17 protein-coding genes are annotated in these 26534 nt (G+C 56.8%); 8 read left to right on the forward strand and 9 right to left on the reverse strand.

Annotated elements, in window-relative coordinates; all coding sequences use genetic code 11:
• Window position 1: 1 nt before the first annotated feature.
• The 7 genes from O146_RS0107900 to O146_RS11555 all read right to left on the reverse strand — a co-directional run bounded on the left by O146_RS0107900 (window position 2) and on the right by O146_RS11555 (window position 12986).
• Window positions 2-913 (reverse strand): choice-of-anchor M domain-containing protein, encoded by a 912-nt coding sequence (locus O146_RS0107900; protein WP_081820613.1) that lies wholly within the window; start codon window positions 911-913, stop codon window positions 2-4.
• A 15-nt stretch (window positions 914-928) separates the two neighbouring features.
• A complete protein-coding gene (locus tag O146_RS11540; RefSeq protein WP_021353345.1) occupies window positions 929-2524 on the reverse strand; it encodes an anchored repeat ABC transporter, substrate-binding protein in 1596 nt (531 codons plus the stop codon).
• Window positions 2525-2555: 31 nt separating this feature from the next.
• Complete coding sequence (locus O146_RS0107910; RefSeq protein WP_081820614.1) at window positions 2556-4472, reverse strand: TIGR03773 family transporter-associated surface protein; 1917 nt, start codon at window positions 4470-4472, stop codon at window positions 2556-2558.
• 6 nt (window positions 4473-4478) lie between these two features.
• Window positions 4479-7163, reverse strand: coding sequence for a choice-of-anchor M domain-containing protein (locus O146_RS11545; RefSeq protein WP_027018138.1), 2685 nt, complete (start codon window positions 7161-7163; stop codon window positions 4479-4481).
• 161 nt (window positions 7164-7324) lie between these two features.
• A complete protein-coding gene (locus tag O146_RS11550; RefSeq protein ID WP_051619348.1) occupies window positions 7325-10129 on the reverse strand; it encodes a choice-of-anchor M domain-containing protein in 2805 nt (934 codons plus the stop codon).
• Window positions 10130-10395: 266 nt separating this feature from the next.
• A complete protein-coding gene (locus O146_RS0107925) occupies window positions 10396-12063 on the reverse strand; it encodes a hypothetical protein (RefSeq protein WP_027018139.1) in 1668 nt (555 codons plus the stop codon).
• Entirely contained in the window at window positions 12060-12986 is a 927-nt protein-coding gene (locus O146_RS11555; RefSeq protein ID WP_021353350.1) for an ABC transporter ATP-binding protein, read from the reverse strand. The genes O146_RS0107925 and O146_RS11555 overlap by 4 nt, the downstream gene beginning before the upstream one ends.
• A gap of 99 nt (window positions 12987-13085) precedes the next feature.
• Here O146_RS11555 and O146_RS0107935 point away from each other — a divergent pair, with 99 nt between their 5' ends.
• Complete coding sequence (locus O146_RS0107935; protein ID WP_027018140.1) at window positions 13086-14531, forward strand: alanine/glycine:cation symporter family protein; 1446 nt, start codon at window positions 13086-13088, stop codon at window positions 14529-14531.
• A gap of 44 nt (window positions 14532-14575) precedes the next feature.
• Here O146_RS0107935 and O146_RS0107940 read toward each other — a convergent pair whose 3' ends face one another.
• The gene (locus O146_RS0107940) at window positions 14576-15943 is read right to left on the reverse strand and encodes a Na+/H+ antiporter family protein (protein ID WP_023018676.1); all 1368 of its coding nucleotides are present in this window, start codon (window positions 15941-15943) and stop codon (window positions 14576-14578) included.
• Between the two features lie 57 nt (window positions 15944-16000).
• Entirely contained in the window at window positions 16001-16957 is a 957-nt protein-coding gene (gene hutG / locus O146_RS0107945; RefSeq protein ID WP_027018141.1) for a formimidoylglutamase, read from the reverse strand.
• 289 nt (window positions 16958-17246) lie between these two features.
• Between hutG and hutH the strand changes: the two genes are divergently transcribed.
• The 7 genes from hutH to trpB all read left to right on the forward strand — a co-directional run bounded on the left by hutH (window position 17247) and on the right by trpB (window position 26533).
• Complete coding sequence (hutH, locus tag O146_RS0107950; protein WP_051619349.1) at window positions 17247-18833, forward strand: histidine ammonia-lyase; 1587 nt, start codon at window positions 17247-17249, stop codon at window positions 18831-18833.
• Window positions 18834-19043: 210 nt separating this feature from the next.
• A complete protein-coding gene (gene hutI, locus O146_RS0107955) occupies window positions 19044-20249 on the forward strand; it encodes an imidazolonepropionase (RefSeq protein WP_027018143.1) in 1206 nt (401 codons plus the stop codon).
• Window positions 20250-20358: 109 nt separating this feature from the next.
• Window positions 20359-21966: an anthranilate synthase component 1 gene (locus tag O146_RS0107960; RefSeq protein WP_027018144.1), complete on the forward strand. Its 1608-nt coding sequence runs from the start codon at window positions 20359-20361 to the stop codon at window positions 21964-21966.
• Complete coding sequence (locus O146_RS0107965) at window positions 21966-22619, forward strand: anthranilate synthase component II (RefSeq protein WP_238632714.1); 654 nt, start codon at window positions 21966-21968, stop codon at window positions 22617-22619. Before O146_RS0107960 ends, O146_RS0107965 begins: the two co-directional genes overlap by 1 nt.
• Window positions 22619-23749: an anthranilate phosphoribosyltransferase gene (gene trpD / locus O146_RS0107970; protein ID WP_244266823.1), complete on the forward strand. Its 1131-nt coding sequence runs from the start codon at window positions 22619-22621 to the stop codon at window positions 23747-23749. Before O146_RS0107965 ends, trpD begins: the two co-directional genes overlap by 1 nt.
• Window positions 23739-25256, forward strand: a complete 1518-nt coding sequence (gene trpCF / locus O146_RS11560; RefSeq protein ID WP_035000678.1) for a bifunctional indole-3-glycerol-phosphate synthase TrpC/phosphoribosylanthranilate isomerase TrpF — start codon at window positions 23739-23741, stop codon at window positions 25254-25256. The genes trpD and trpCF overlap by 11 nt, the downstream gene beginning before the upstream one ends.
• Before the next feature lie 8 nt (window positions 25257-25264).
• A complete protein-coding gene (gene trpB, locus O146_RS11565; protein ID WP_021353361.1) occupies window positions 25265-26533 on the forward strand; it encodes a tryptophan synthase subunit beta in 1269 nt (422 codons plus the stop codon).
• The last annotated feature ends 1 nt before the right edge of the window (window position 26534 follow it).

The raw sequence follows: 26534 nt of genomic DNA on the forward strand, positions 1-26534 counted from the left end.
TTTATTTCTTCTTTCCGCGACTAATGACGCCAACTGCTACCAGCACAACTACGATGCCGATGCCACCGACCAGCAACCAAGAAATGTGGAAGCCACCAGAGCCGGTGGAGGCATTTTCCCAGTCAAAGACTGCATTGTGTGCCTCGGCAGGGTCGGTCCCTTCGCCAACCGCGAAGGTCACGGCTTCTTGTGCAGAAAGTTCTTGGCCATCGTTAGTAGTAGCAGAAATCTGCAGACCAATTTGATGCACACCTGGGGCAGTAAACGTCCAGTTCGCGTGGGTGTGGGTGTGTAGTTCTACAAAAAAGTCGTCAGCTTTGCCAGCAGCCGTCGACCAGAGCACATCGGGGGCTTCGAAACCACCGTTTTGTAGGAATAATGCAAATTCACCCGGACCGGAATGTCCCGCAAAATCCATGGTCACACCGTTTTGTACGTTATCTGTCAGAGCTGGGGACTGGGTATTCCAACCCAACCACGGCACATCCACGATTTCAGTTTGTGGCACCACATAAGCTGGTTCATTCGCACCGGCGCCGACGAAAGAGAAATCATCGTTATCGGGCAGAGTCTGCACCGAGTTTTCGCGCAGCTGGAAGACAATGTCGTCTAAGTGTCGCCACACTGGTGGATGGTTCCGATCATCGCGGGCAAAAATTTCTAATTCGCCGTCGATCACCATCGCACCGATATCAACGTGCCCGGATTCGATGACCACTTTTTCGCCTTCCGGAGCGATTGCTTCATCGCCGCTCACCACCTGCGAGAGATCGCTTCCCTGCGCTGTTGCTGCTGGTTGGGTCGCCGGGAAAAACCCAGTAGCGATACTGGTGGCTGCAGCGAGTGCTACGCCAAAAGCACGAGCGCGCAGTGCGGCTTTGCGGGAAGTTTGCATCGAAGTTTTCTGTGACATGAGAGTTCCTTTTCGTTATTTCGAATCTGTACTGGTGTGAGGGGTTGGTTGGGGCGGGTTGTTGGCCAAACATCGGTTGATTTCATTCGCGTTAAAACGCATCAGATCTAAATACGTCGGCACGTCCTTGTCCAAGGTGTCACCGTAGATCGTGCACACCTGTGCCCCAGCCCGGCGCGCGGTTTCTTCCAATGTAGAAGTGGAGGCAGCAGAGTTCGGCTCGACGAATACCGCCGGAATATCCAAGTTGTCCAGCGTGCGTTGCAGAGCAATGACATCGCGTGGGGAAGGCTCGATCGAGGCATTTGGGGTAACAAAACCTGCGATATTAATGCCGTAGCCCTGCTCAAGGTAGGTGTAGCCATGGTGCGTAGTGACCAGGTGGCGACGGTGTTCCGGGATGGCGTCGTAGGCTGCGTGCAGTTGCTCGTCGACAAGCTGGACCTGGTGGTTATATTCCTCGGCGCGCTGCTGGTAGCGGTGGCCGTTCGACGGGTCGGCTTGTGCCAGTTTTTCTGCAATAACCTCGACGTAAGCTCGAGCATTGCGGGTGTTGTGCCAGAGATGGGGGTCAATTTCACCGTGGAGGTGTTTGCCCAGCACTGCTTGCGGCAGCAAGTAGGTTTCTGCGCCTGGCCGGCCCAGGAAGCGATAGGCCGGGTCCGGGGGAATGGCTTGCAGCGTCGACGACGGGATCGCGAGCACGGTGGTTTCCGGATCAAAGTGGGCGTCGTGGTCTTTTAAACTGATGGTGCCGTTCGCTAGATCTGCGGTGATATCGACGTGACCGGAATCGATAACGTGGGCGCCTTCTTCCGGGTTTACGCCGACGGCAACAGTGATGGTTTGTTCCTGTGTTGCCTCGGTACCCGGCTGCCCTTGGGCCGCGAAACTAAGCTTGTAGGTACCGGGTTCGCTAAATGCCCAGGACACGTGCGTGTGGGCATTTGCGGGAAGATCAATGCCGGAATCCGACGGGAAGATCTGTTCCGGGGTGCCGAACGTCGAAACGATATAGGCGGCTACATCGCCTGGGCCCTGGGCATCAGTCATGCGGAATTTCACTGAGTTAGATTGCTCCGCGCCTTGGACGCGCAAACCCAACCAAACCGCATCCAGGGCCACGTTTTCCACCAACGGGATCAACTCTGCACCGTAGGACGGCGAAAGGTCAGCCACTTCGACGACTTCCCCCGAAGTGGATTGCCGTAGCGTCTCCGCGAGCGCAGGTGGCTCCAGCAACAGACCATTGGCAAAGGCCAGATCCGCGTAGGCGACCTCACGTACAGTGCGCAAGGTCGGTTCGAAATCGTGCGGGTCTTTGCCTGCCGGAATCAATGTGGTTACCTGTGCGTCCTCGCCAGCGACGTGCGAAACCAGGTCCGCGAGAATAGGCGTGGTGGCCACAACCTGCAGGCGGTGCTGGTGCGGTTCATTCTGCGCTGCGCCCACCGTGCGCGTAGTCTCGTTTGCCCCGCTGAAAGCATAGGCACCACCTGCAGTCACCGTGATCGCCAAAGCTGCAGCCAAGCCCAAGCCCAGTTTTTTGCTACCAGACCACCGCGCAACGCCAGTGCGCTGCGCGGATATGGAGGTGCGGCGGTGTTTCATACTCAATCTTTCTACAAGCTGGTTTGCGGTACTACACCTGCGGGATCATCGCGGTCTGCGGTGCTTGTGGTGGCTGTGGTGATTGCGGTGGTTTCGGACCATCCGTTCCAGGCCCTCCAGAACCATCACCGGGGTCGTCGGTGTTTTCTGCAGAGTTTTCTGCAGATTTAGCCTTTTTCACGGCATAATGTGCTGCCGCGATGCCAAGGAACAATAGCCCCAGACCAAGCACGATCGCAGCGATATTAAACAATTTTGAATCCTGCCCGGCGAATCCGGCACCAAAACCACCGGCTGCTAGCGGAGTGCCGTCGGCTGCCAAGCCCTGCGCGGCGAGTTCTTCTTCGCTGAGCCCCTGGCCAGCAGCCGCGTCTCCACCTGCACCACCGGCAGCGCCGGCTGCTCCTCCACCGGCAACTCCACCGCCGGCACATTCGCCACCTTCTGGGTTCACTACCGCACCCAGGTCGAAGTGGCCGTCACTAAAAGCTCCGCCAGGGTTGTTGCCCCCAACCACGAAGTTGATCGTCGCGTTGCCAGAAACTTTTTTGCCGTTGTTCAGTTGCGCGGACTGGGTGATGTTGACCTGGTAATGCCCCGGCGCGCCGAAAACCCAGTTCGGGTGCACGTGCGTGTTGCGCGGGATGGCTTTGCTGCCCTGGTATCCGCCACCAGCCGCGCGGAACCATTCTTCACCTACGATCTGCCCCAATTGGCCTTGTGAGTACACGGTCATTGGGCCTGGTCCGCTAAACCCAGTAATATCCCAGCGCACGCTGGATGCCAGGTGTTCGTGCATCGATTCGTGTTGCGTATTGGCACCCAGCCACGGAACACCGGCAACCTGCGTGGCTCCGATCATCCAAGCTTTACCCTGTGGCACCGTGCCCACGTTGCTGGGTAGGTTTACCTCGGCATTCGACGACAAGTAGAACGTCGCGCCTTGTGCAGGACGCCATTGTGCTGGGCTGGTGGTGTCATCTTTGATCTGCGGCTGTAGGCCCGGGGTGCATTGTGCGTTTCCGGCACCGGAATTGCTTGCCGACGACGAACCGCCGGATGATCCAGCCGGTGGCGCTGCCTTCGGTGCTGGGCCTGGGCGTGCCCCACCAGCACGTGGGCCTGGGGCAGTTCCCCCGCCACCCTGCGGAGCTGGAACTGCAGGGTGGTTGCCTGCGTGGCCTGCCCCGCTGTTGTGTCCACCACCATGGCCACCTGCTTGGCCTCCACTGGGTGCAGCAGGCGCTGGTGCATCGCCGGATTCCCCGCCAACCTGCCAGGTATAAGTCACCGCGTTACTGGATTGCCCATTGGCACTGGCATACACCGTCATCTGGTAGGTACCCGGGTGGGTGAATGCCCAGTTGATGTGCTTATGCGCTGGGTATGGCTGGTTGATCACAGAACCGGTACGCAGGTTATATGAGCCATCATCGGTGACAGATTTGATACCACCGAAACCTTCGGTTTCGAAAATATAGACTTCGCCGGGGCCGGAAACCTCTTGGAAGTTGAAATCGATGGATTGGTAGCCGTCGGCTGCAACCGGCTGGGTATCCCAGCCCGGCCAGATCACCTCATGGTTTTGTGACTGTGGCAGGAAGTACGTCGCTTGGCCGATGCCATCGACACCTGCGGTAGCTTCCGACCAGGCAGCATGGCTGACGTGCAGGACGACGTCGTCGCCAGGTCGTTGTACTCCGCCACCAGTGATGTCTTCTTTCATCGACAACGAGAGTTCGCCACCATGTGAGGTCACGTAGAAGACGTCAACGTGCCCACGGTCAAAAGTTTGGGCCATGGCGCGTGGAGCAAACGCGGCTACCCAACACAGCACCAAGGCAGCAAGCAACGCGGTGGCTTTTTGTACCGGCTGCGATGAGACCGGTCGTGCCGACGCTGGTCGAGCCACGTCCTGCCTAGGTGACTGGATTTTCAGTGCGGTCATGAAGGATTACTTTCCGGGAAAATTTGGCATTTTTGAAGTAAAGAAGTTGGCGATTTGCGGTTGCAATTCCGCCAACAGAGCGACCATGCGGGCAATGAACACAATGCCCAGAACTGGTGCTAGCAAGTGAACCGGATTGAAGTTAGAGAAGAAGCCCTTTGGTGACGAGCTGCCTGGTGTGGACTGCTTGTCTGGATCCTTCGGAGATTCTGGCTTCTTGCCGCTTTCCGGGGCACCTGGCTTCTCGGGTTTTTCTGGGGTTTCAGGTTTGCCTGGGGTGCCTGGCTGGCTTGGCGGATTTGGTTTGCTCGGCTGATTCGGGTTGCTCGGCTGATTCGGTTGAGCAGGCTGGTCCGGTTGATCAGGCTTCGGTGCCGGAGCGGTCTTGCACGTCTCCAATGCCTCTTCCCCAACGGTGACGACGAGCTCGTGGCTATCAGACTTCAATTCTGTGCCATCTTTCGTCTTGCCGCTGTAACTGGCGTCAAAGGTGTAGATTCCCGGATGAGAGAAAGCCCAGTGCACATGGGTGTGCGCCGAGTAATGAGATTCAATCGAATAATCCTGTTTGGTGGAGTCGGCAAGAATCTCATGATCGCCTCCGAAAGACCCCTTATCGATGAACACACCCCAGCTGGAGTTTTCCGGTGTTTCACGTGGAACTAGGTTCAGAGATACTGGGCCGTCGAATTCGTTCTGTACCGGAATAGCTTCGGTGTTGTACCCCGGCCACAAGACGGCTTTGTCCTGAGCCTGCGGCAAATAGTAAAACTCACTGCCTTTCTCGCCAATGAAGTTATACTTTTCGTCGCTCAATTGCTCCGGGCGCTTCCGTTGCGCATTGTCCCGGATAACAAAAGCGACATCCTCCAAGGAACGTTCCACAGATTTATCTGCGGCCAGCCGCGTATCGTCTTTCAACGCAATATCAAGACCATCTTTAGTGCGCTTACCCAGAATGTCGACGTGGCCGCGGTTGAGAAGGACCTTGTCCTCACAAACTGGGTGCCCAGCCTGCTCATCACTGCCCTGCTGCTCGTGGTTCTTTGGCGGTTCCTGCTGTTCTGCGCCTGGGTTTTGTGCACCCGAGTTTTCGGTACCGCTATCACCTTGGCCAGTTTGTCCTGGTCTTTGCAGCTCAGGCTCTAGCGAGCCATCGATCTCACCCAAGCGGAAGGTCGCCTCGGCGCTAGTTCCAGCGTTGAATTTGTCTGTGACAATTCCGGATGCAGCCTTACGGCCAAATCCAGCATGTGGAATCACATCGATTTTTAGGAGCGCATTCTCCGGTAGGTACTCTTCTCCAAACCGGAGCGTTCCTTTGCCGTCCTGAAAGGTGCCCGCCAATTCCCGGTCTGCGGTACCTTTTTCTAACCAACCTTCATTTTCATAAATTCCACCCGTAATCAGCCCCTGTAGTTTCGGGTCTTTCGCCTCGACGACGATTTCTCCGACCCCATTAGCCCCGGGGACGTATTTCACCGTGACCTCATCATTCGTGACCGCAGTATTCGGTGCCGGGAAGTTGAAGGTCCGTAGGTTATTGCCCTTGGGCAGTTGCTCCGCATGATTTTCCGAGGTGGTTTCTACCCCAGCCTGGCCTGCGGAATATGCTAACGGTGCAGAAATCCAGTGCGCAGAAGTTTCATCATCCGGGGTAAACACCGCTTGGATATTGGATTCTTGGGCGCTCAACAATTCATCCCAGGAGGCTTTACCGTTTTCAACCTCAAGGTCGGTCAAAAAGTATCCGTCGACAAATAACGTCACGGTGCCAGAAAGCTCCGGGTTTCCGGCATCGAACGAGATGGTGGAAAGTTTATCGTCACCGTCGACGGTCGGGTCCGCTTTTTTCGCAACGCTTAAACGATAATTGGCCTCTGCAAGATTTGCTGTGCGCGTCTGATTGTAGCGTTCCTGTAAAGGCTTCGTGGCCTCTGATTTCGGCTGCTGGCCGCCCGCCTGAATCACCATAGTTCGTGGTTCGGAGGCCACATAAGTGCCGTCTTTGCGCAGACCGCTGGTTTGAAACTTCAGCTCATATCGTCCGGGTTTAGTAAATACGGTTCCGATGTGGTTGTGCTCGCCGGGCTCAATCGAAATGGAACGTGGCGACGATGCGCTAGTACCCAAAAGACGCAGCACGTCGATCGCTTGCCCAGACCGGTACTGCAGTTGCTCTACCTCGCCTGGGCCATCCACCGACAAAAGATCCAGCGATACCCGGCCGTTCAGCATATCGTCGACGTTTAAGTCTTTTTCTGCACCATAACCAAGCCATGCTGGGTCTTGTCGGCCTCCCAATGGCGTTTCTGGCGAATACACGTAGGTGTCGCCTGGCGTGCCTAAATAGCTCAGGCGCTCATTATCAGTCACCGTGAACTGGTATTGCTGCTTCTTATCAGCGCCGTCACTGTTATAGCCTTTTCCAATCCATACCGCAGACTCCGAGAACTTGTGCGCACCCTCGTTATTATGTGCGTACAGGTCAAACACCCCGGCTTCATCCCGCACGGTATACGGCGCATCAATGTGCTCTTTAGTGAGAATCTTTTTGCCGTCGTCTGGACCAGCGGTTGCTGCTGGCAACCCAACAAAAGTAGTGCTGAGGGCCGCGGTAACTGCAACTGCTAATCGGATATTGCTACTACGCCGCCCTGTCGCACGCGAGCGACGAAGCTGTGGGGCCATGACTCATAAGCCTTTCTTTATTAAAAATGAATCCGCTTTTCAGGAGTGGTGTCAAAATACCGTAACTGAAAGCAGTTTGCAACAAGGCTTAAGGTTGCCGTGTGTCATACAGAAATTATGAAGAAAGGCCCAATACGTGGAGAAATCGTTTCAGCTCTTCTCTACTTTCCCCACTTCGGAAGCCCTGGGATGCCCTGTGCAAAGAAGTTTGCAACCTGCGGCTGCAATTCGAAGAACAGCGCAACCATCCGCGCGATGAACACAATGCCCAACACTGGTGCTAGCAGGTGCACTGGGTTGAAATTCGAGAAGAAGTTTTGCGGTGACCAACCGCCTGGCTTGGATTGGTTGCCCGGCTTCTTCGGAGCTTCCGGCTTCTCTGGTTTCTTCGGGGTTTCCGGTTGCTTTGGTGGTTGCGGCTTTTCCGGCTGGCTCGGCTTCGGATCTTTCGGAGTCTCCGGATCTTTCGGAGCTTCCGGCTTAATGGACTCTTCTGGTTGTTTCGGAGCGTCTGGATTGCCCGGAACTTCCGGCTGGTTAGGCTCCTGCCCTGCCCCTGGTTTTGGTGCGGTGCAGGCCTCCTTTGCATCCTTACCTACCGTAATGACAAACTCTTGGCTTTCGGACTTCATCTCATGGCCGTCTTTACCTTTCGCACTGTAATTAGCATCGAAGATATAGACACCCGGCTTGGAAAAGCCCCAGTGAATGTGAGTGTGTGAGGCAAACGTCGATTCAATAGAGTGATCATTTTTGGTTGAATCAGACAAGACCGTTGGCGCCTCTCCCAATCGTCCGTCGATAAATGTTCCCCAGGTTGCGCCTTCCGGCACATCACGCGGCTGTAGATTGAGCGAGACGTCCCCATCAATCTTGTTAAAATCAATCGCTTCAGTGTTATAACCTGGCCAAATCACACCGGGACGCTGTGTTTGTGGCAAATGGTAAAAACCGTCATCCTGCTTGCCGAGGAAGTCAAACTCCGCACCCTGGTGGGCTGCCCGTCGAGTCTCCTTGGTATTATCACCCACCACCAAAGCAACCTCGTTCAGCGCACGCTCCACGCTCTTCTTGTCAATCAGGCGGGTATCATCTTTCAGACTAATATCAAACCCATCGGCGTTGTGCTTCGCCAAGATATCAACATGTCCCCGGTCCAATAATTTCTTGCCGACGCACACCCCGCGCCCTTGCTGTGAAGGAGTCTGACCTTCTGGCACTCCTGGATTCTCAGAGCTCTCCGGGGAGTTTGGAGCTTCAGATGGCTTGTCTGCGGGAGGCTGCTGTCCAGCATCATCGGAAGCACCTGGAACGCTTTCCGGTACTCCGGGGGATTCACCAAAGTGCACGGTACCTTCGTAAGAGTTGCCGCGGATAAACTTTTCAGTAATTGCCCCGCGAGCATTAGCTAGCCCATAACCAGGGTGTGGAATAACGTTCATGAACAGCACGCCTTCACGTGGTGCATACGTCTTATCGATCGTCACAAAGCCTTTGCCATTAACGATAGCGCCTTCTAATGGTAAGTCAGCATAACCACCTTCCGTATCTTTCATCGTGCTATAGACTCCACCAGTAAACGCACCTTGGAAAGTCGGGTCCTTGGCTTCTACGTAATACGTGTCGGTTAGCCCATCACCGGAGACATAACGTACGTCAACATCTTTGCTGGTCAACTGGGTACCCGGTTCTGGAGTTCGCAGATCCCGCTCATTATCACCCTTCGGCAAAGCATCCGCATGCTGTGCACTGGTGGTTTCTTTCGACTCGCCAGCAGAATACGGTAGCGGTGCAGAAATCCACCGCGGAGCCGCTCCTGCAGCAGCCGCAGCGCCCTCACCAGCGCCCTGAACAGTGGATTCACCAGTGGCCACAGTATCCGGGGTGAAAACAGCCTGAATATTCGACTGCTTCGGGCTCAACAGCTCATCCCAGGTTGCTTTGCCGTTTTCCACGGCAAGGTCCGTTAAGAAATATCCGTCGACGAACAAAGTGACGGTACCATTCAGGCCTTCCTTACCCGCATCGAAGGTGATCGTCGAAAGTTTGTCGTCCCCACCCGCCTTCGGCTCGGATTTCGGAGCAATCGTAAGCCGGTAATTTGCTGCCGCAGCATCTCCTTGTGGAGCTTTTTTAAAACGATCTTCCAATGACTCGGTTGGAGTATCCAGTGGCCGCTGTCCACCAACCTGAATTACCTGGGTGCGTGGTTCTGAAGTGATAAATTTGCCGTCGTTGGTACGCGAGCTCACACGATAGGTCAACTCGTACCGGCCCGGCTTAGTAAACAGTGTGTTTAAGTGCGTGTGCTCAGCAGGTTTAATCGAGATAGAATGCGAAGAGGATTGCGTTGTGCCAACCACGCGTGCAAGATTGAAAACGTCGTTGGGGTTGTAATTGTACTGTTCCATATCCCCAGGGCCGTCGATGCCGATCAAATCCAGCGCGACCCGACCATTTTGCACGTTGCTGACGTCGAGGCCACTCTCAGCACCAAACCCGTACCAAATCGGCTTGTGGTTGCTGCCGGTTGCACCACTGGGTGCTTGCACGTAGGTCTCGCCAGGCTCGCCAATAAAAGCAAAATCGCCGTTATCGGGCAACGTAATTTGATATTTCGGCTTGGTTTTCGCTTCATCATCCCAACCTTTACCAATCCACAGGGCAGAATCAGCAAAAGCTGCGGTTGTGGCCTCATAGTCACCATCGACAATCTGATTGTATTTAGTACGCGCATCAAACTGCCCATCTTTACTCACCACATAAGGCGAATCAATGTGGCGTTCGGTCAAAATGAGTTTGCCATCATCAGGGCCCGCCTGAGCAGCAGGGAGACCAGCAAACGCGGTGCTCAACGCCGCGGTTACTGCCACCGCGATACGGATCCGCGAACGACGCGATCCAGGCACCGTAAGACGTCGCCCCTGAGCGCGCACGTCGGCACGCGAGAAATCTGAAGTTTTCACTAATAAAACCTTTCTTATTGAAACCCATTCCCAATGAGTTTAGTTAAAAATAACCTACCTGAAAATAGGTTGCAACAAGGCTGGTTTTCCTGCTTAAACCATGCTCATTCACCACTAAAAACCTGTGCATGCCCCCAGCAAAAAGCCACGACATGCGGCAAAACAAAACCGGGCCCATCACCACCGTGATCAGCCCGGTCATCTCAAAATAAAATCGTGCTGTAGAAAGCTGCTGTGCTGTAGAAAACTGCTACACCCGCACAGTTTTAATAAAAATTCCGCACCTTGGCAAAGATTTCCGGCCACCGCTTTTCCAAGCGTTTCGCGGCCGCAGCATGCCCCAGCCAAAGCCCCACCAGCGCAACAAGCACACTCAGAACAACCCCAGCCCAGAACAACGTCGGCAAGCCGGACAGCCGTGTGACACCACCGTCATCGCGGTTCATGCCAACAATCATCATGATGATCCCCGGCGCGAGCGGCAGCCACACCAACAACACAGATACGAGCATCATGATCAGCGCTCCAACGGAAAAACCCGATTTATCCTTCATCGGGTTGGTGCCCGGCGCGGAAACCTGAAACGGATTCCACACTGCCAACAGTGCCGCCAACCCCGCATTCAGCAACACCGCCGAGCCCGCGATCACCGCGAGCACCACCACAGTGATCAGCTCGGTACCCAGCATCGCCAAAACCACCAGGTAAATCACCAAAGTCGGCAAAGTAAGCAGCAACACCGCCTGCGTGCGTGCCCACAATAACGTGCGCGGCGCCAGCCCAGCGCTCATGTGCACCCAGTTCGATGGCCCGTCATAGCCCAACGCATTCGAGGTCATACCGGCAGCAAACAATACGAAAAACAGCACCGCCACATAGGCCATACCAGACTGACCATCACCCGCAGCCATGCCCAGCATCATCACCAAAAACAATGGCATGACTAGCAGGCTGTAGGTAAAGCGAATATCACGACGCCAATACCGCAATGTCAGGGAGAACACTGCCCCGCTTGCCGACGCCCGCACCCCCGGCAATAACACGCTTCCCGCTGCAGAACCGGTGGCTGCCGCCCCGGAATCGCCGGTCACGGTCTGCGCATTACGTCGCAGCACCCAGTGCCATACGCGCCACGCCACTACGACCGTCGCCGCCGAAATCGCTGTCTGGACCAGCGCGGTTATCCAGTGAGCCTGCAGCACTGCGACAGCCGCACCTGGTGCCGCACCGAACGGCGTCCATGCTACAAGTGCCAGCAAAGTATCCCACGGCAGCGAAAATTCCGAACTGCCGTTGACAACAAAGTTGAAACCGAAGACCACCACGATGAAGCCCAGGGCGCTAGCCATCGCAGCTTTCTCACTGTTCTTGCGGTTTCCTACACTTCCCAGCAACCTCGCCAAGGCTTCCCCACCAGCAACCGTAATCACCAGTGAAACCAGCACAGCCGGTATCCACACCGCAATGCCCCACCCACTGCCGTGCTGCACCAAACCGACGGCACCAAGCACGATCATCACCAATGAGTTAAATATCGCCAGCACGCCCCGTACCGTCAACAGTGAGGTCGCCGCCGCACCCCGTAACATCACTGCTTCCGTGAGCGGCAGCACCGCCAGACGTGCAGGATCAACTTGGTTCTCTCCGGCCGGCATAAACAACGCTGCCAGCCAGTAGCCCACCGTGCCCGCCGCCAGGCTATAGATCATGGGCATGAAATCACCAACAGAGGCTCCCAGCAGCGTAAGTGCGCCGAGGCCAACCAGCCCAATGAAGGAATAGAACGCGACTATTATGGCGATGAAAATTTGCGAAGTATTCGTACTGAAATGCCGCTTCCACAACTTCCAGTGCAAGCTAGTAAATACTCGTAGCGACGGTTGCGCTGCTGTCTGCGTCGCTGCTGTGTTGGTCCTTGGTGCTGTGCGGGTCACTGCTGCGCCCCCTTATTGCTATCGGAGGCGTCGTCGGCACTAGAGCTCTTCTGTCCCGCGCCAGCCAGCCATTCCAGTGAACCTTCCGCCAGATGACGCCCACCGACCAGTTCCACAAAACGCTCGCTCAAGCTAGAACCAGCACGCACCTCATCCAACGTGCCGTCGGCAAGCACCTGGTTCTTGCCGATCACCGCGACGTGATCACACAACGCTTCCACGGTTTCCATCACGTGCGAAGACATAATCACCGTGCCGGAGCTGGCAACATAGGCTTGCAAAATCTCCCGGATGGTGGTCGCAGAAACCGGATCAACGGCTTCAAAAGGCTCGTCGAGAATCAGAATGTCCGGGCGGTGCAACAGTGCCCCGGCCAGCAGGATCTTTTTGGTCATGCCTGCGGAATAATCGACGATCAACTTGCTGGAAGAATCAGCCAGGTCCAACGCATCCAGCAACTCACGAGAGCGCTGCGCCACCGTGGGCTCATCGATGCCGCGCAAAAGGCCCAGGTAATGCAAGTATTCCTGTCCGGATAGACGATCAAAAACGGGCAAGCCGTCGGCAAGCAGCCCGTAAGCGGCTTTCGCAGCATTGGCCTCCGCCGTACTACCCCACACGTTATGCCCGCACACCAACGCGGTGCCGGTATCGGGGCGCAGCAGGCCAGTAGCCATCAACACGGTGGTAGTTTTACCCGAGCCATTCGGGCCGACGAGGCCGTAAAAGCTACCGCGCGGAACCCGAAGGTTAATATCCCGCACGACGACCTTGTCGCCGTAGGACTTACCCAAACCTTGCAGCTGGAGCGCAGCATGTGGGTGTGGCTCAGCTCCAGATCGCAGGTGAGAAGCAGATGATTCAGATTGCACAGAAGAACGCCCACCGGAGGCAGGACTGGAGGACACCGTTGGGTCAACCATGATTAGGCTACGCTTTCTACTTGAGATAATAGCTGCAACCTAAAGCGTAGCAACCCAGCAGAGAAGTAAATAGGGGGCTGTGCGTATTCTCTGTAGTTTATGGCAGACGATTCATTCGCAGATTCGCTCCAGAACATTCTGGACGGCATTGACAAGTTTATTTGGAGCCAGTGGTTCCTCATTCCCCTGCTGTTGTTCACCGGCTTGTGGCTCACGATCCGCCTGCGCGGTGTGCAGTTCCGCAAACTCGGAGTGGCGCTGCGCCACGGCTTCATTGACGGTAATGACGCGGATGGCGCAGGTGACATCACCCAATACCAAGCGCTGACCACTGCCCTCGCCGCCACCGTCGGTGTGGGCAACATCGTCGGTGTGGCCACAGCGATTTCCATCGGCGGGCCGGGCGCTCTGTTCTGGATGTGGATCACCGGGCTGCTTGGTATGGCCTCGAAATACTCAGAAGCATTCCTGGGGGTGCGTTTTCGCGTAGCCGATGCGCACGGCAAAGTCTCGGGCGGGCCCCAACGTTATCTTTCCCAGGGCATCCCCGGCAGACTGGGTAAATTCCTCGCGTGGTTCTTCACGATTTCCGCAATCATCGCATCATTCGGTATCGGAAACCTCACGCAAGGCAATGCCGTTGCCGCAGGTTTGGAAAACACCTTTGCTGTGAGCCCAACAGTCACCGGCGTCATCATGTTCGTACTCATCGGCGCGGTGCTACTCGGCGGAATCGGCTCTATCGGCAAAGTCACCTCAGCTTTTGTCCCACTGATGATCATTATTTACCTCACCGGCGGGATCATTGTGCTGGTCATGCACGCCAGCGAAATTCCTGCAGCTTTCGCCATGATCTTTAACGACGCGTTCACTGGTACCTCTGCCACCGGCGGATTCCTCGGGGCGGGAATAATCCTGGCAATGCAGATGGGTGTCGCCCGCGGTATCTTCTCGAATGAATCCGGCATGGGTTCGGCCGCGATTGCAGCCGCGGCTGCCAAAACCACCCACCCGGTGCGCCAGGGTTTGGTTTCCATGACGCAAACCTTCATCGACACGATCGTGGTGGTCACCATGACTGGGCTAGTCATCGTGACCACTGGGGTGTGGGAAGCCGGTCAGAATAATGCCGCCAACATGACCGCCGCGGCCTTCAGCGAAGGTATTGGCTCTGATTGGGGCGGCACTATCGTTTCTTTGTCAGTGGTATTTTTCGCATTCTCGACGATTCTTGGCTGGTCCTATTACGGAGAGCGCAGCGCCGAACGTGCCTTCGGTGCCTGGGCCTCAATTCCCTACCGCATGGTGTTTACCTGCGTTATCTACATTGGCGCAACTACAGAAATCAGCCTGGCCTGGACCTTCGCGGATATCGCCAACGGGTTGATGGCAATACCAAACCTGATTGGCTTACTCATTCTTTCTGGCCTCGTCGCCCGCGAAACGAAGGCTTATCTGGATTTTGACCCGACACTACAGGCGCAACCGCGAGATATCGAAAAATTTCTCATTGCAAGCAAAAACCCGTGGCGCAGTAAGTTCTAGCGGGCAGTTCACTCACCTACAGTCACTCACCTACGCCCACTCACCTACAGCAGCATCGTGGCCGCCCAGCCAAAAGCGATCAGTGGGATGTTGAAGTGCAGGAACGTCGGGATCACAGAATCGCGGATGTGGTCGTGCTGGCCGTCGACGTTCAGGCCAGAAGTTGGCCCCAGCGTGGAATCCGAGGCCGGGGAGCCCGCATCACCCAGCGCACCTGCAGTACCCACCAGAGCGACGGTGGCCAGCGGGGAGAAGCCCAGAGAGATACACAGAGGGACGTAGATGGTGGAGATGATCGGCAACGTCGAAAAGGATGATCCGATACCCATTGTGACGATAAGGCCGACCAGCAGCATCGCCAGCGAAGCCAGCGCACGATTACCGTCGAAAGCAGCAGCGGTGGACTCGACGAGGGTCTCCACGTGTCCCGTAGCAGCCATAACCGAAGCAAAGCCTTGCGCGGTGATCATGATGAAACCAATCAACGCCATCATGCGCATACCTTCGGTGTAGATATCGTCGGATTGTTTCCATTCCACACCACCGAAGGCCAGCATGATTACCAAGCCAGCGAGGGCACCAGCCAGCAAGCTATCAGCATCGGAATCTAAGTATTGCAGCACAATCTGCACGCCGAAGGTGGCGATCAGTGCGACGATGGAAATAGTGATGCGATAACGCGAAATCTCGACGGCTTTGGCTGCGTCCTTCGAGATTGGGATTTCTTGATAAGTACGTTTTTTGCGGTAGCTGACAAAAACTGCAAACAGAACACCAGTGAGCATGCCGAGGGCAGGGATCGCCATGGCCTGCATCACGGAAACATTATTAGCTTCGGGCATTCCCGCATCCACGATATTGCTGCGGAGAATGTCATTCATATAAATATTGCCGAAACCAACCGGAATGAAGAAATAGGTGGTAACCAGGCCAAAAGTCAGCACACAGGTGATCAGTCGGCGGTCCACCTGCATTTTATTGAGAACGGAAAGCAGCGGAGGCACAATCAACGGAATGAACGCGATGTGCACTGGCACCAGGTTCTGCGACATGACCGCCATGAGCAGCAAACCTGCGACCGTAAGCCACTTGGCGACGGCTACGGCTTTTTCTTTGGTTTGCTCATTATTTTCTGCATTGTCTGCGTCAATCCGATTAATGATGGATTCGGCTAGCAAGCGGGGGAGTCCCGCATTCGCGACCGCGAGAGCGAAAGCACCCAGCAGGGCATAATTCAGCGCAATGGACGCACCATTGCCAATACCATCCTGGAAAGCTGCGAAGGCACCACCGATACCTAAGCCGCCAACCAGACCGCCAACAATCGCGCCGATAAGGAGCGCAAGTACCACGTGGACGCGGGCGACGGCCAGACCCAGCATGACCACCACGGCAATAATCACTGCATTCATGGTGTTAGTTTTAACACGTTGGGCCTAGATAGTAATAGCCACCGCTAGTTTTGCGGTTTATTTGTGGGCTGCGCCGTGTTCGGCGATGATGTCGTGAATCATGCGGGCCGCCAGCTTGGCTGTCCGTGCATCTACATCATACTTTGGATTCAGCTCAACTACGTCCACGAGACGAAGCTTTCCGGTTTGCGCCAAAGCCAGTACCATCGCATGAATTTTCAACGCTTCCACGCCAAGAGCAGCCGGGGCAGATACACCCGGTGCCACCGATGCCGGAAGTACATCTAAGTCAATACTAATATGTATGTTTTTAAAATTTTCAGATTCTTTTATTGCAATCTCGGTGACTTCCTGCACGGTTAGCCGGGCCAGATCTTCATCAAGTAAATAGCTCACGCCAAGCCGCTCTGCGGCTGCAAATAACACGCGAGTATTGTTCGCGGCTGAAATACCCCAAACAACATAATTGAAATCTTTACCGTCGATTTCAGAAATTTGCCGGAATGGAGTTCCTGAGGTCGGTTCTTCTGCCTCACGCAAATCAAAATGGGCATCTAAATTAAAAATTCCGAGCGATTCCAGTGAAGCAGAATTTTCATTTTTTAATCCGCGCACCAAACCACGGTGGGAAGCAAATGAGGTTTCATGCCCTCCACCCAAAATTACCGGCAAGTGTCCTGCGCGCACGACCGCGGCGACCCATTGCGAAAGTTCTTCTTGCCCGGATTCTAAATCTTGGCCTTCATAGCGGACTGTTCCCGCATCGTAGCGGGGGAAATCATCGTGGATGGCCAATCCGCCCAATGCCCGGCGAAGCTCATCCGGGCCGGCCGCGGCACCCTGTCGGCCACCATTGCGACGAACTCCTTCATCAGAGGCAAAGCCAAGCAACACAGCACCCGGTTGGGCCTCCGCTGCGTCACCAAGGGTGAAGTCTGCATCGATCACCGAATGCCAACGGGCATGTTCTGGGCCAGGTCCATCAACGCGTCCACTCCAAGTAAATTTACTCATGCCAGCTAGTCTAATCAGTTTGTTTTCGGTCTCTCCGGGCTTGGTAGAAACAATAACGTGTTTTCATCACAGTGACGAATTTATAATGGCAGCTAGGTAGTGCCCTGCACAAATTTCAGAAGTCTGGTATCCAAGACAAACAACTTAGCGGGTACGTTGGACACCCACTAAAATAGTGCTGTAGTACACAATAAAATTACGCCCACGCTTAAGCGATTAAACCGCACCAACATTAAGCAAACCCAGACAAAACCGCCAAGCATCAAAACCCAACTAACAAGGAGTCACAATGAACACAGGAACCTCCAACGGTAGCCCCGATGCCAAACGCACCATCACGGTAGGCACCGGCGCATTAAGTATTGCGGACGTAGTCGCAGTCGCACGCGGTGGGGCAGCGGTGGAAATTTCTGCGGATTCCCTCGAGCAAATCGCGATCACCCGCAAGCGCATTGATGACCTCGCCAATGAACCAACCCCGGTCTATGGCGTCTCCACCGGATTTGGTGCTCTGGCCCGCCGACACATCCCGCACGATATGCGTGCCCAGCTACAGCGTTCGCTCGTGCGTTCGCATGCGGCAGGTTCCGGGCCGGAGGTAGAACAAGAGGTTATCCGCGCACTGATGCTGCTTCGCTTGTCAACGTTATGCACTGGACATACTGGCGTGCGCCCGGTCGTCGCCGAAACGTACGCCGCAGTTCTCAACGCGGGCATCACCCCGGTGGTGTACGAGTACGGCTCACTCGGATGTTCCGGCGATCTCGCGCCGCTGTCGCATTGCGCACTGGCATTACTAGGGGAGGGGGAGGTGCGCGTTCCTGGCTCCGAAAAACCGGTGCCTGCCGCTAGTGCGCTTGCCGACGCCGGCATCACCCCACTCGAGTTGGAAGAAAAAGAAGGTCTGGCGTTGATCAACGGCACCGACGGCATGCTCGGCATGCTGTGCTTGGCCATCCACGATCTACAGGATCTGGCGAAGGTCGCCGATATTTCCACGGCAATGACCGTAGAAGGCCTACACGGCACCCTGAGTGTGTTCGACGATAAACTGCAAAAACTACGCCCGCACCCAGGCGAGGCATCGTCGGCACGCAATATCCGCACCGTCGCAGCCGACTCGCCATTGCTGGCGGCCGCGCAAGAAGACTTCCGGCAAACCCAAGTCCAGGATGCGTATTCAGTGCGTTGCTCACCGCAGGTCAGCGGCGGTTTCCGCGATACCATCACCCACGCCATTACCGTCGCTGAGCGCGAGCTCGCAGCAGCCGTCGACAACCCAGTCGTCATCGATGGGGAAGTACGCTCCAACGGCAATTTCCACGGTGCACCAGTAGCTTATGTACTGGACTTTTTGGCAATCGTCGCGGCGGACCTAGCCTCGATTTCTGAGCGTCGCACCGACCGCTTCTTGGATACTGCACGCAACCGGGGCTTGCCAGCGTTTCTTGCCGACGACCCTGGTGTCGACTCCGGCCACATGATCGCGCAATACACCCAAGCCGGAATTGTCTCAGAGCTGAAACGGGCCGCAAATCCGGCCTCGGTAGATTCCATTCCGTCGTCCGCGATGCAAGAAGATCACGTGTCCATGGGATGGTCCGCTGGCCGCAAGCTTCGCACCGCCGTCGACGGCCTGCAGCGAGTCTTGGCCATTGAATATCTCACCGCCGCCCGCGCGATTACCATGCGCTGCCGTGATGCTGAGACCGAATCCGCCCCGGGCACCACAGCCGCCGTTGCTTTGCTCCGCGAAGGGGTAGCAGCGCCTGCCACCGACCGCTTCCTGGCTCCAGAAATTGCGTACGCCCACAAGCTGGTTGCCAGTGGAGCACTCGTTGCCAGCGTCGAAGGCGTCGTCGGCGCGCTGGATTAGACGCTGGTATAAGGAGCTGGCAGAAAAACGTTAGCGGAAAAGCGTTAGCGTAAGGGCGCTAGCAGGGGAGCACCGGCCCAGCAGAACAGGGCCGAGAACCCACCGGCGACAGTACCAACGAAGGCAGCGCCCACGAAGGCAGCACCCATGAGGGCTTGCACATAAACAGGCATCTCCACGCACGCGAGATATCACCATTCGAAAGGCATCATGAGCACACTTTTCCACAACATCAGCGAACTACGCACGGTCTCGGAAGCGGGCACCATTAAAGACGGCGCGCTGCTCGCCGACGGTGATGGCGTCATCACCTGGGTTGGCGCGTTGAATGACCTGCCACAGGACCTCTCCGAGGCCGTAGAGAAAAAGATCGACCTGGGCGGCCGTGCAGTACTGCCAGGTTGGGTGGATTCACACACGCACATGATTTTCGATGGCAACCGCGCCGAGGAGTTCGAAGCCCGCATGGCAGGCGAATCCTATTCGGCCGGGGGGATCGCCACCACCATGGAAGCCACACGCAGTGCTGGGCGTGAGCGTTTGGAACAGTTGTTGCAAGAACGCATCGCTGGTTGTCACGCGGGTGGCACAACCACCATCGAAACCAAGACCGGCTACGGTCTGAACACGGAATCCGAAGCTTTGGCAGCCGAAGTAGCCAGCAAGGGCGTCGACGACGTGACTTTTCTGGGCGCACACCTGGTTCCTCCGGGGGCAGATGCCGACGAATACCTGCAAGAAGTCGTCGGCCCGATGTTGGACGCCGTAGAGCCGCACGCTGGCTGGATCGACGTTTTCTGCGAGACCGGCGCGTTTAACGAGGAACAATCGCGCAAGGTACTCGAGGCCGGTAAGAAGCGGGGTCTGCTTCCACGCGTGCACGGCAATCAGCTGCAGCAGGGCCCCGGTGTACGCCTAGCCGTTGAGCTCGGTGCGGCGTCGGTGGACCACGTGAACTATCTTTCCGACGACGATATCCAAGCACTAGCCGGCAGCGAGACCGTCGCTACGGTGTTGCCGGCCTGTGACTTGTCGACGAAACAAGATCTCGCCCCAGCTCGGAAATTGCTGGATGCCGGAGCCACCGTTGCGATTGCCTCGAACCTGAACCCTGGCACGTCGTACACCTCGTCAATGAATTTCTGCGTCACCACGGCGGTGCTGCAGCAAGACCTCAGTTTGGATGAGGCTATCGAAGCCGCAACCTTGGGCGGTGCAAAAGCACTGCGTCGCCAACCGGTCAAAGGTGGGGAAGATGCACAGGGCCGCCCCGGCCGCGGAAGCTTGGTCCCCGGTGCGGCAGCAGATTTGCACGTGCTCAACTTCACCAACGCAATCGAGCTGGCTTACCGCCCAGGCATGCCTGCCACTTACCGGACCTATAAAAACGACGAGCTCGTTTTCGGTGCGGAATAAGCAATGTTTCACGTGAAACATTGCCATTCCCGGCGGTGCCGACCCTCGGAGCGAATTTAAGCCTAGGCCACGCCGCCCATGTCGGCTGCCACACAGTATTGTTGGGGCTATGAATTTTGCTGCACATCTCCCCACAGCGCGCCGCGATCTGCGCTACCACGCGGATGCGGCGCAGCTTTTCGCCCATCTAGGCGGGCTCGAGCGCACAGATACAGTACTGCTGGAATCAGCGGATATCGAATCCAAGAAAAACCTTCTCTGCTTGGCGGTTCTCGACTCCGCTGTTCGCGTTCGCTGCCACGGCAGCCGGGTTACCGCGCAGGCGCTCACAGCTACCGGCGAAGAGATTATAGCGAAATTACGTGCCGAACTTTCCGAACATGAAATCACGAGCAATGGCGACGGCAATGGCGACGATCGGGGAGTGGCAGTCTTCGAATTCCCAGTATCCCGGGCCGCCGATGAACGCGAACGCCTGCTGGCGATCTCCCCGGCAGAAGTGCTGCGTCGGCTGCAATTGAGCGAGCAGTATGGCAGCAACGACCCTCAACAGGGCTCCGCCGGAGAAGTACCGGATCTGCCCTTATTGGCTGGCGGCTTCGCCTACGACTTTTTAGAAACCTTCGAAACCCTACCCGCGGTCAGCGAAGGCGACAACACGTACCCAGATTACGAATTCGTCGTCGCAGAAACACTACTAAAAGTAGACCACCTGTCGCAGACAGCATATGTGTGCGGCGTCGGCACCAGCCAGGACGACGTCGACAAGCGGCTTACTGCCTATGCCACGAAAGCCGAAACTGAGATCACACCACTGGCTCCACCGGAGCAGGGCGTCGACAAGAGCCAACCGCTGCGGGTCCGCACAGATATCGACGACCAACAATTCCGCAGCCACGTCGAGCAGCTCAAAGGCAATATTTATCAGGGCGATATTTATCAGGTCGTGCCCGCGCGCACCTTCCGCGCGCCGTGCACCGATGCCTTCGCTTCCTACCGACGCCTACTCCAGACAAACCCATCACCGTATATGTTCTACTTCCGCGGCGAAGACTACGAGTTGTTTGGCGCCTCGCCAGAATCCAACCTGAAATTCTCCCCGGATACGCGCGAAGTCCAGCTGTATCCGATTGCAGGAACGCGCCCGCGCGGCTTAAACCCGGACGGCAGCGTCAATCACGAACTCGATATCCGCAACGAGTTGGAGATGCGCACCGACCACAAGGAGCTGGCCGAGCACACCATGTTGGTGGATCTGGCACGTAACGATCTCGCCCGCGTCGCAGTACCTGGCACGCGTAAAGTCGCGGAGCTGTTGCAAGTGGACCGATATTCGCGGGTGATGCACCTCGTCTCCCGCGTCACCGCCACCTTGCACGAGGATTTCGACGCCCTCGATGCCTACCGCGCGTGCATGAACATGGGCACGCTGACTGGTGCACCAAAACTGCGTGCGGTGGACCTGCTACGGGAGGTGGAAGGCAAGCGCCGCGGTTCCTACGGCGGCGCGGTCGGGTACCTCGGTGGCGACGGACGCATGGATAACTGCATCGTCATTCGCAGTGCCTTCGTTCGTAACGGGGAAACGATCATTCAGGCCGGTGCCGGCGTTGTGCGGGATTCTATTCCGCAGGCGGAGGCCGACGAGACAGTACACAAAGCGTATGCGGTGCTCGATGCCGTCGCGCTGGGGGCGCCAGTGGAGGTGGCACGATAATGACTGCACAACCGCACATGACAGCACAGCCGCACGTCGTGGTGATTGATAACCGCGATTCATTCATTTACAACCTGGTCGACGCGCTGAGCGGGCACCACTGCACAGTTTTCCGCAACACGGTCGATGTGGAGACGGTGTTAGCCGCCAAGCCGGATTTGCTGTTGTTCTCACCGGGGCCGGGGCACCCACGGGAAACCGGGAACATGATGGAGCTTCTCGACGCCATCCATGGTGAAATACCGGTGCTTGGAATTTGTCTGGGATTCCAAGCCCTCCTGGAACACTACGGCGGCACAGTGGAACCGTGTGGACCGGTGCACGGCCGCTCCGTACCTATGACGCTGACGGATGCTGGCGCGCACCATCCGCTGTTTGCTGGGCTGGCAATCGACGAGGAACCAGATAAACCAGAGCACGTCGGCCGTTTGGTGCCGGTGGCTCGCTATCACTCGTTGGGATGCGCGAACCCGCCGGAACAGCTACAGGTACTTGCAACGACAAAGACTGACTTAGGCGATGTGGCCATGGCGGCTTATGCCCCCGATGGCTCGTGCATGGGCTTGCAGTTCCACCCGGAGTCGATCTTGAGCCCGAAGGGGCCAGTCTTGTTGAATCGCTGCATCAACTTTTTGACGAAAGGGGAGTGCTGATGACTGACCAGCGCACCACCGGAAAAACCACCACTGAAAACACCGTTGCGGAAAACGCCAACGCTGAAAACGCCAACGCGGACCACGGCTCCGACAACGCTGACGCGAACCCCGCGCCGCTGGACCGGCTGCTGGCCTATCTGGACAATCATGACCCGACAGTCGAGCAAGCCCGGGAAGTTTTCCAGCCACTGACCATTGGCGAGTACGAGAACGTACACATTGCGGCTCTGCTGGCCACGATCCGCACCCGTGGTGAGACCTTCGCCGACATCGCCGGTGCCGCGCAAGCGTTTATCAATGCCGCGCGCCCGTTCCCGATTACCGGTGCCGGTTTGCTGGATACCGCCGGCACGGGTGGTGATGGCACCAACACGATTAATATTTCTACTGCGGCTTCGCTGGTTGCCGCCGCCGGGGGAGCAAAGGTGGTGAAAGGAGGCAACCGTTCGGTGTCGTCACGTTCCGGTTCCGCCGATGTCCTGGAAGCCCTCAATATCCCGCTGGACTTGGATGTGGATCGTGCAGTTACCCAATTCCAGAATTCTGGCTTCACCTTCTTATTCGCCCCGGCGTATCATCCGGCGGTTGCGCACGTGATGCCTGTGCGCAAGGCACTGAAGGTTCCCACCCTGTTCAATACCTTGGGCCCCTTGTTGTCGCCGGCACGTCCAGAGTTTCAGATGATGGGTATCGCCCGGCCAGAAATCGGAGAAACCATCGCCCGGGTATTCCGCGAGCTCGGCCGCAAACGAGCACTCGTCGTGCATGGCTCCGGTACTGACGAAGTAGCGGTGCATGGCCCGACCACGATCTGGGAATTGCGCGACGGCGAAATTGCACAGTACGAGCTCACCCCAGAAGATTTCGGTGTAACCCGCCACGAATTAGCTGCCTTGGAAGGCGGAGATGGTACTGCGAATGCCGCTGCAATCCGGGCTATCTTCGAAGGCACGGCACCACAGGCACACCACGACGCCGTCGCCGTCAACGCCGGAGCAATGCTGTACGTCATCGGCAAGGTAGATTCCATTGCCGAAGGAACCGCGCTGGCAACTCAAATCATTAACGACGGCACCGCGAAGCGTTGGTTAGCTACCCACGAGGAGGCCGATTACGGTGAACGCTAAATTACCCACGGTGCTAGAAAATATCGTTGCCCAGCGTCGTACGCACCTGCCAGCCATCACCGAGCGAATCACACACGTTAACCGTGCACAGCTGCCACGCTCACAACGCAGTTTGTACGATTCACTCAGGGCGCGCCCGCAGGCATTCATCATGGAGTGCAAGTCCTCATCACCGTCACTGGGCCTGATTCGGGCAGATTATCAGCCCGGCGAGTTGGCGCGGGTGTATTCGCGTTATGCTGCCGGAATTTCCGTATTGTGCGAACCAGAGCATTTCGGTGGTGACTATGACCACCTAGCAACCGTCGCCATGTCCACGCACCTTCCGGTGTTGTGCAAGGATTTCATTATCGACCCCGTGCAGCTCTATGCTGCGCGCTATTACGGTGCCGACGCGATCTTGTTGATGCTCTCGGTGCTCGACGATGACGAGTACGCACGACTGTCTACGCTTGCCGGCGACTTGGGCCTGGACGTGCTCACGGAAGTCATCGATGAGGACGAGGTTGCCCGCGCGTTGCGCTTGGGTGCACAGATCGTGGGCATCAACAACCGGAACCTGCATGATCTTTCCATAGATCTTTCACGCACTGCGAAATTAACGGCATTGCTCCCAGAAGGAACAGTAGCCCTCTCTGAATCCGGAATTCGGGATAATAGGGCAGTGCGGGCTTTGGGCGCACACGCTTCCGGATTTTTGGTCGGTTCACAATTGTCCTCGCAGCCGGATACAGATTGGGCAGCCCGCGCCTTAGTCTATGGACATAACAAAGTTTGTGGCTTGACGACGTCGGGCACCGCGCAAGCCGCTCGCGCCGCGGGTGCGGTCTACGGCGGTTTGATATTCGAGAAAACATCTCCCCGCGATGTTTCACGTGAAACATCGAAAAAGATCATCGCCGATGAACCCGGACTGCGCTACGTCGCAGTTTCACGCCGGACGACGGGCTGGGCCGAGCTGGTACAACCCGGCATCCACGCCCTCCAAGTCCACAGCCCATACCAGGGGTCTATTGCCGGGGAAGAAAAATTACTCGCAGGCGTACGTGCCGAACTTCGCGCCGCGGGAGCGGACCCAGCGGATACCGGCCTAGAACTCTGGCGTGCGATCTCCATGACCACCCCGGAGGTGGAACCGGAGAGACTCAACGAGCTCGTTGCCCCCGGCGCTGCCGACAAACTCGTCCTCGATGCGGGCCAAGGAGGAACCGGCAGCACCTTCGACTGGCAATCAATTCCCGATGAGATTAAGCCCCACTCATTGTTAGCAGGCGGGATCAACCCCAAAAACCTCCAAGCCGCACTGGAACTTGGATGCTTCGGCATCGACCTGAACTCCGGGGTAGAAGTAGCCCCTTCTACCGCAACTGAGACCTCAAAAGCAGGACCGGCCGCAGCACCACGAAAAGACGCCTCACTAATCCGAACTGCCTTTGCCACCATCCGCAACTACACAGAACCCCACGGCTACACACAACCCCACGACTACCCAGAATCCCGAGACTAGGACACACCATGAGCAATGAACGTGCGACAATTTTGCCGGCATATTTTGGCGAATTCGGCGGGCAATTCGTCCCCGAATCCTTGATCCCTGCACTGGATCAATTAGAGCGTGCTTTCGTCGACGCAATGGAAGACCAATCCTTCAAGGATGAATTAGCACGTCTGCTCAAAGATTACCTGGGCCGCCCGACACCATTAACCGAAGCTACCCGCCTGGGCGGCAAGGCCCGCATCTTCCTGAAACGCGAAGACCTCGTGCACGGCGGAGCACACAAAACCAACCAGGTGTTGGGTCAAGCGCTGTTGGCCAAGCGAATGGGCAAAAAGCGTGTGATTGCCGAAACCGGCGCAGGCCAACACGGTACCGCGACGGCTTTAGCTTGCGCGCTGCTTGATCTGGAGTGCGTGGTGTATATGGGCGCCGAGGATGTGCGTCGGCAAGCACCCAACGTGTTCCGCATGGAACTCATGGGGGCCAAGGTGGTCTCCGTGGAAACCGGTTCCGGCACACTGAAGGATGCCGTGAACGAGGCTTTGCGCGATTGGACCGCCACCTTTGAGGATTCGCACTATTTGCTCGGCACCGCGGCAGGTCCGCACCCATTCCCAACCATCGTGCGAGAATTCCACCGCGTGATTTCCTCCGAGGCGAAAGCACAAATGATTGAACGCACCGGTGGCCTTCCCGACGTCGTCGTGGCTTGCGTCGGCGGTGGATCGAATGCGATTGGTATGTTCGCAGACTTCATCGATGAGCCGGGTGTCGAACTTGTCGGTGCCGAGCCTGGCGGCAAAGGAGTGGACTCCGGACGACACGGTGCCACTATCACGCAGGGGACTGTCGGAATTCTGCATGGCACGCGCTCATATCTGATGCGCAATGCCGAGGGCCAGGTCGATGAGTCCTATTCGATTTCAGCCGGGCTGGATTATCCCGGTGTCGGACCACAACACGCACACCTGCACGCCAGCGGTCGTGCGACCTATGTTGGCATTACCGACGCCGAAGCACTGGAAGCATTCCAACTGCTGGCACAGAAAGAGGGCATCATTCCGGCACTGGAATCCTCACATGCCCTGGCGTATGCCCTGAAGCGTAAAGACGAAGATATCTCCATCGTGGTCTCACTATCCGGCCGAGGCGATAAAGACATCGATCATGTGCGCCACGTCTTAGGTGATTTGGCAGATGAGACTGGCGCCTGGCAACGCTATGCCGATGACAACGCCGCACAGAACAAAGCCGCCGAAGAAAATGACGAGAAGGGCCAAGCATAAT

The organism is Corynebacterium pseudodiphtheriticum DSM 44287 (genome assembly GCF_000688415.1).
Lineage (GTDB): Bacteria > Actinomycetota > Actinomycetes > Mycobacteriales > Mycobacteriaceae > Corynebacterium > Corynebacterium pseudodiphtheriticum.

What these genes read in the sequence shown, in the direction of transcription:
- O146_RS0107900 (WP_081820613.1), bottom strand. Translation starts at nt 913, where the DNA reads ATGTCACAGAAAACTTCGATGCAAACTTCCCGCAAAGCCGCACTGCGC.
- trpB (WP_021353361.1), top strand. Translation starts at nt 25,265, where the DNA reads ATGAGCAATGAACGTGCGACAATTTTGCCGGCATATTTTGGCGAATTC.
- trpD (WP_244266823.1), top strand. Translation starts at nt 22,619, where the DNA reads ATGACTGACCAGCGCACCACCGGAAAAACCACCACTGAAAACACCGTT.
- O146_RS11540 (WP_021353345.1), bottom strand. Translation starts at nt 2,524, where the DNA reads ATGAAACACCGCCGCACCTCCATATCCGCGCAGCGCACTGGCGTTGCG.
- hutH (WP_051619349.1), top strand. Translation starts at nt 17,247, where the DNA reads ATGAACACAGGAACCTCCAACGGTAGCCCCGATGCCAAACGCACCATC.
- hutI (WP_027018143.1), top strand. Translation starts at nt 19,044, where the DNA reads ATGAGCACACTTTTCCACAACATCAGCGAACTACGCACGGTCTCGGAA.
- O146_RS0107935 (WP_027018140.1), top strand. Translation starts at nt 13,086, where the DNA reads ATGGCAGACGATTCATTCGCAGATTCGCTCCAGAACATTCTGGACGGC.
- hutG (WP_027018141.1), bottom strand. Translation starts at nt 16,957, where the DNA reads ATGAGTAAATTTACTTGGAGTGGACGCGTTGATGGACCTGGCCCAGAA.
- O146_RS0107960 (WP_027018144.1), top strand. Translation starts at nt 20,359, where the DNA reads ATGAATTTTGCTGCACATCTCCCCACAGCGCGCCGCGATCTGCGCTAC.
- O146_RS11545 (WP_027018138.1), bottom strand. Translation starts at nt 7,163, where the DNA reads ATGGCCCCACAGCTTCGTCGCTCGCGTGCGACAGGGCGGCGTAGTAGC.
- O146_RS11555 (WP_021353350.1), bottom strand. Translation starts at nt 12,986, where the DNA reads ATGGTTGACCCAACGGTGTCCTCCAGTCCTGCCTCCGGTGGGCGTTCT.
- O146_RS0107965 (WP_238632714.1), top strand. Translation starts at nt 21,966, where the DNA reads ATGACTGCACAACCGCACATGACAGCACAGCCGCACGTCGTGGTGATT.
- O146_RS0107940 (WP_023018676.1), bottom strand. Translation starts at nt 15,943, where the DNA reads ATGAATGCAGTGATTATTGCCGTGGTGGTCATGCTGGGTCTGGCCGTC.
- O146_RS0107910 (WP_081820614.1), bottom strand. Translation starts at nt 4,472, where the DNA reads ATGACCGCACTGAAAATCCAGTCACCTAGGCAGGACGTGGCTCGACCA.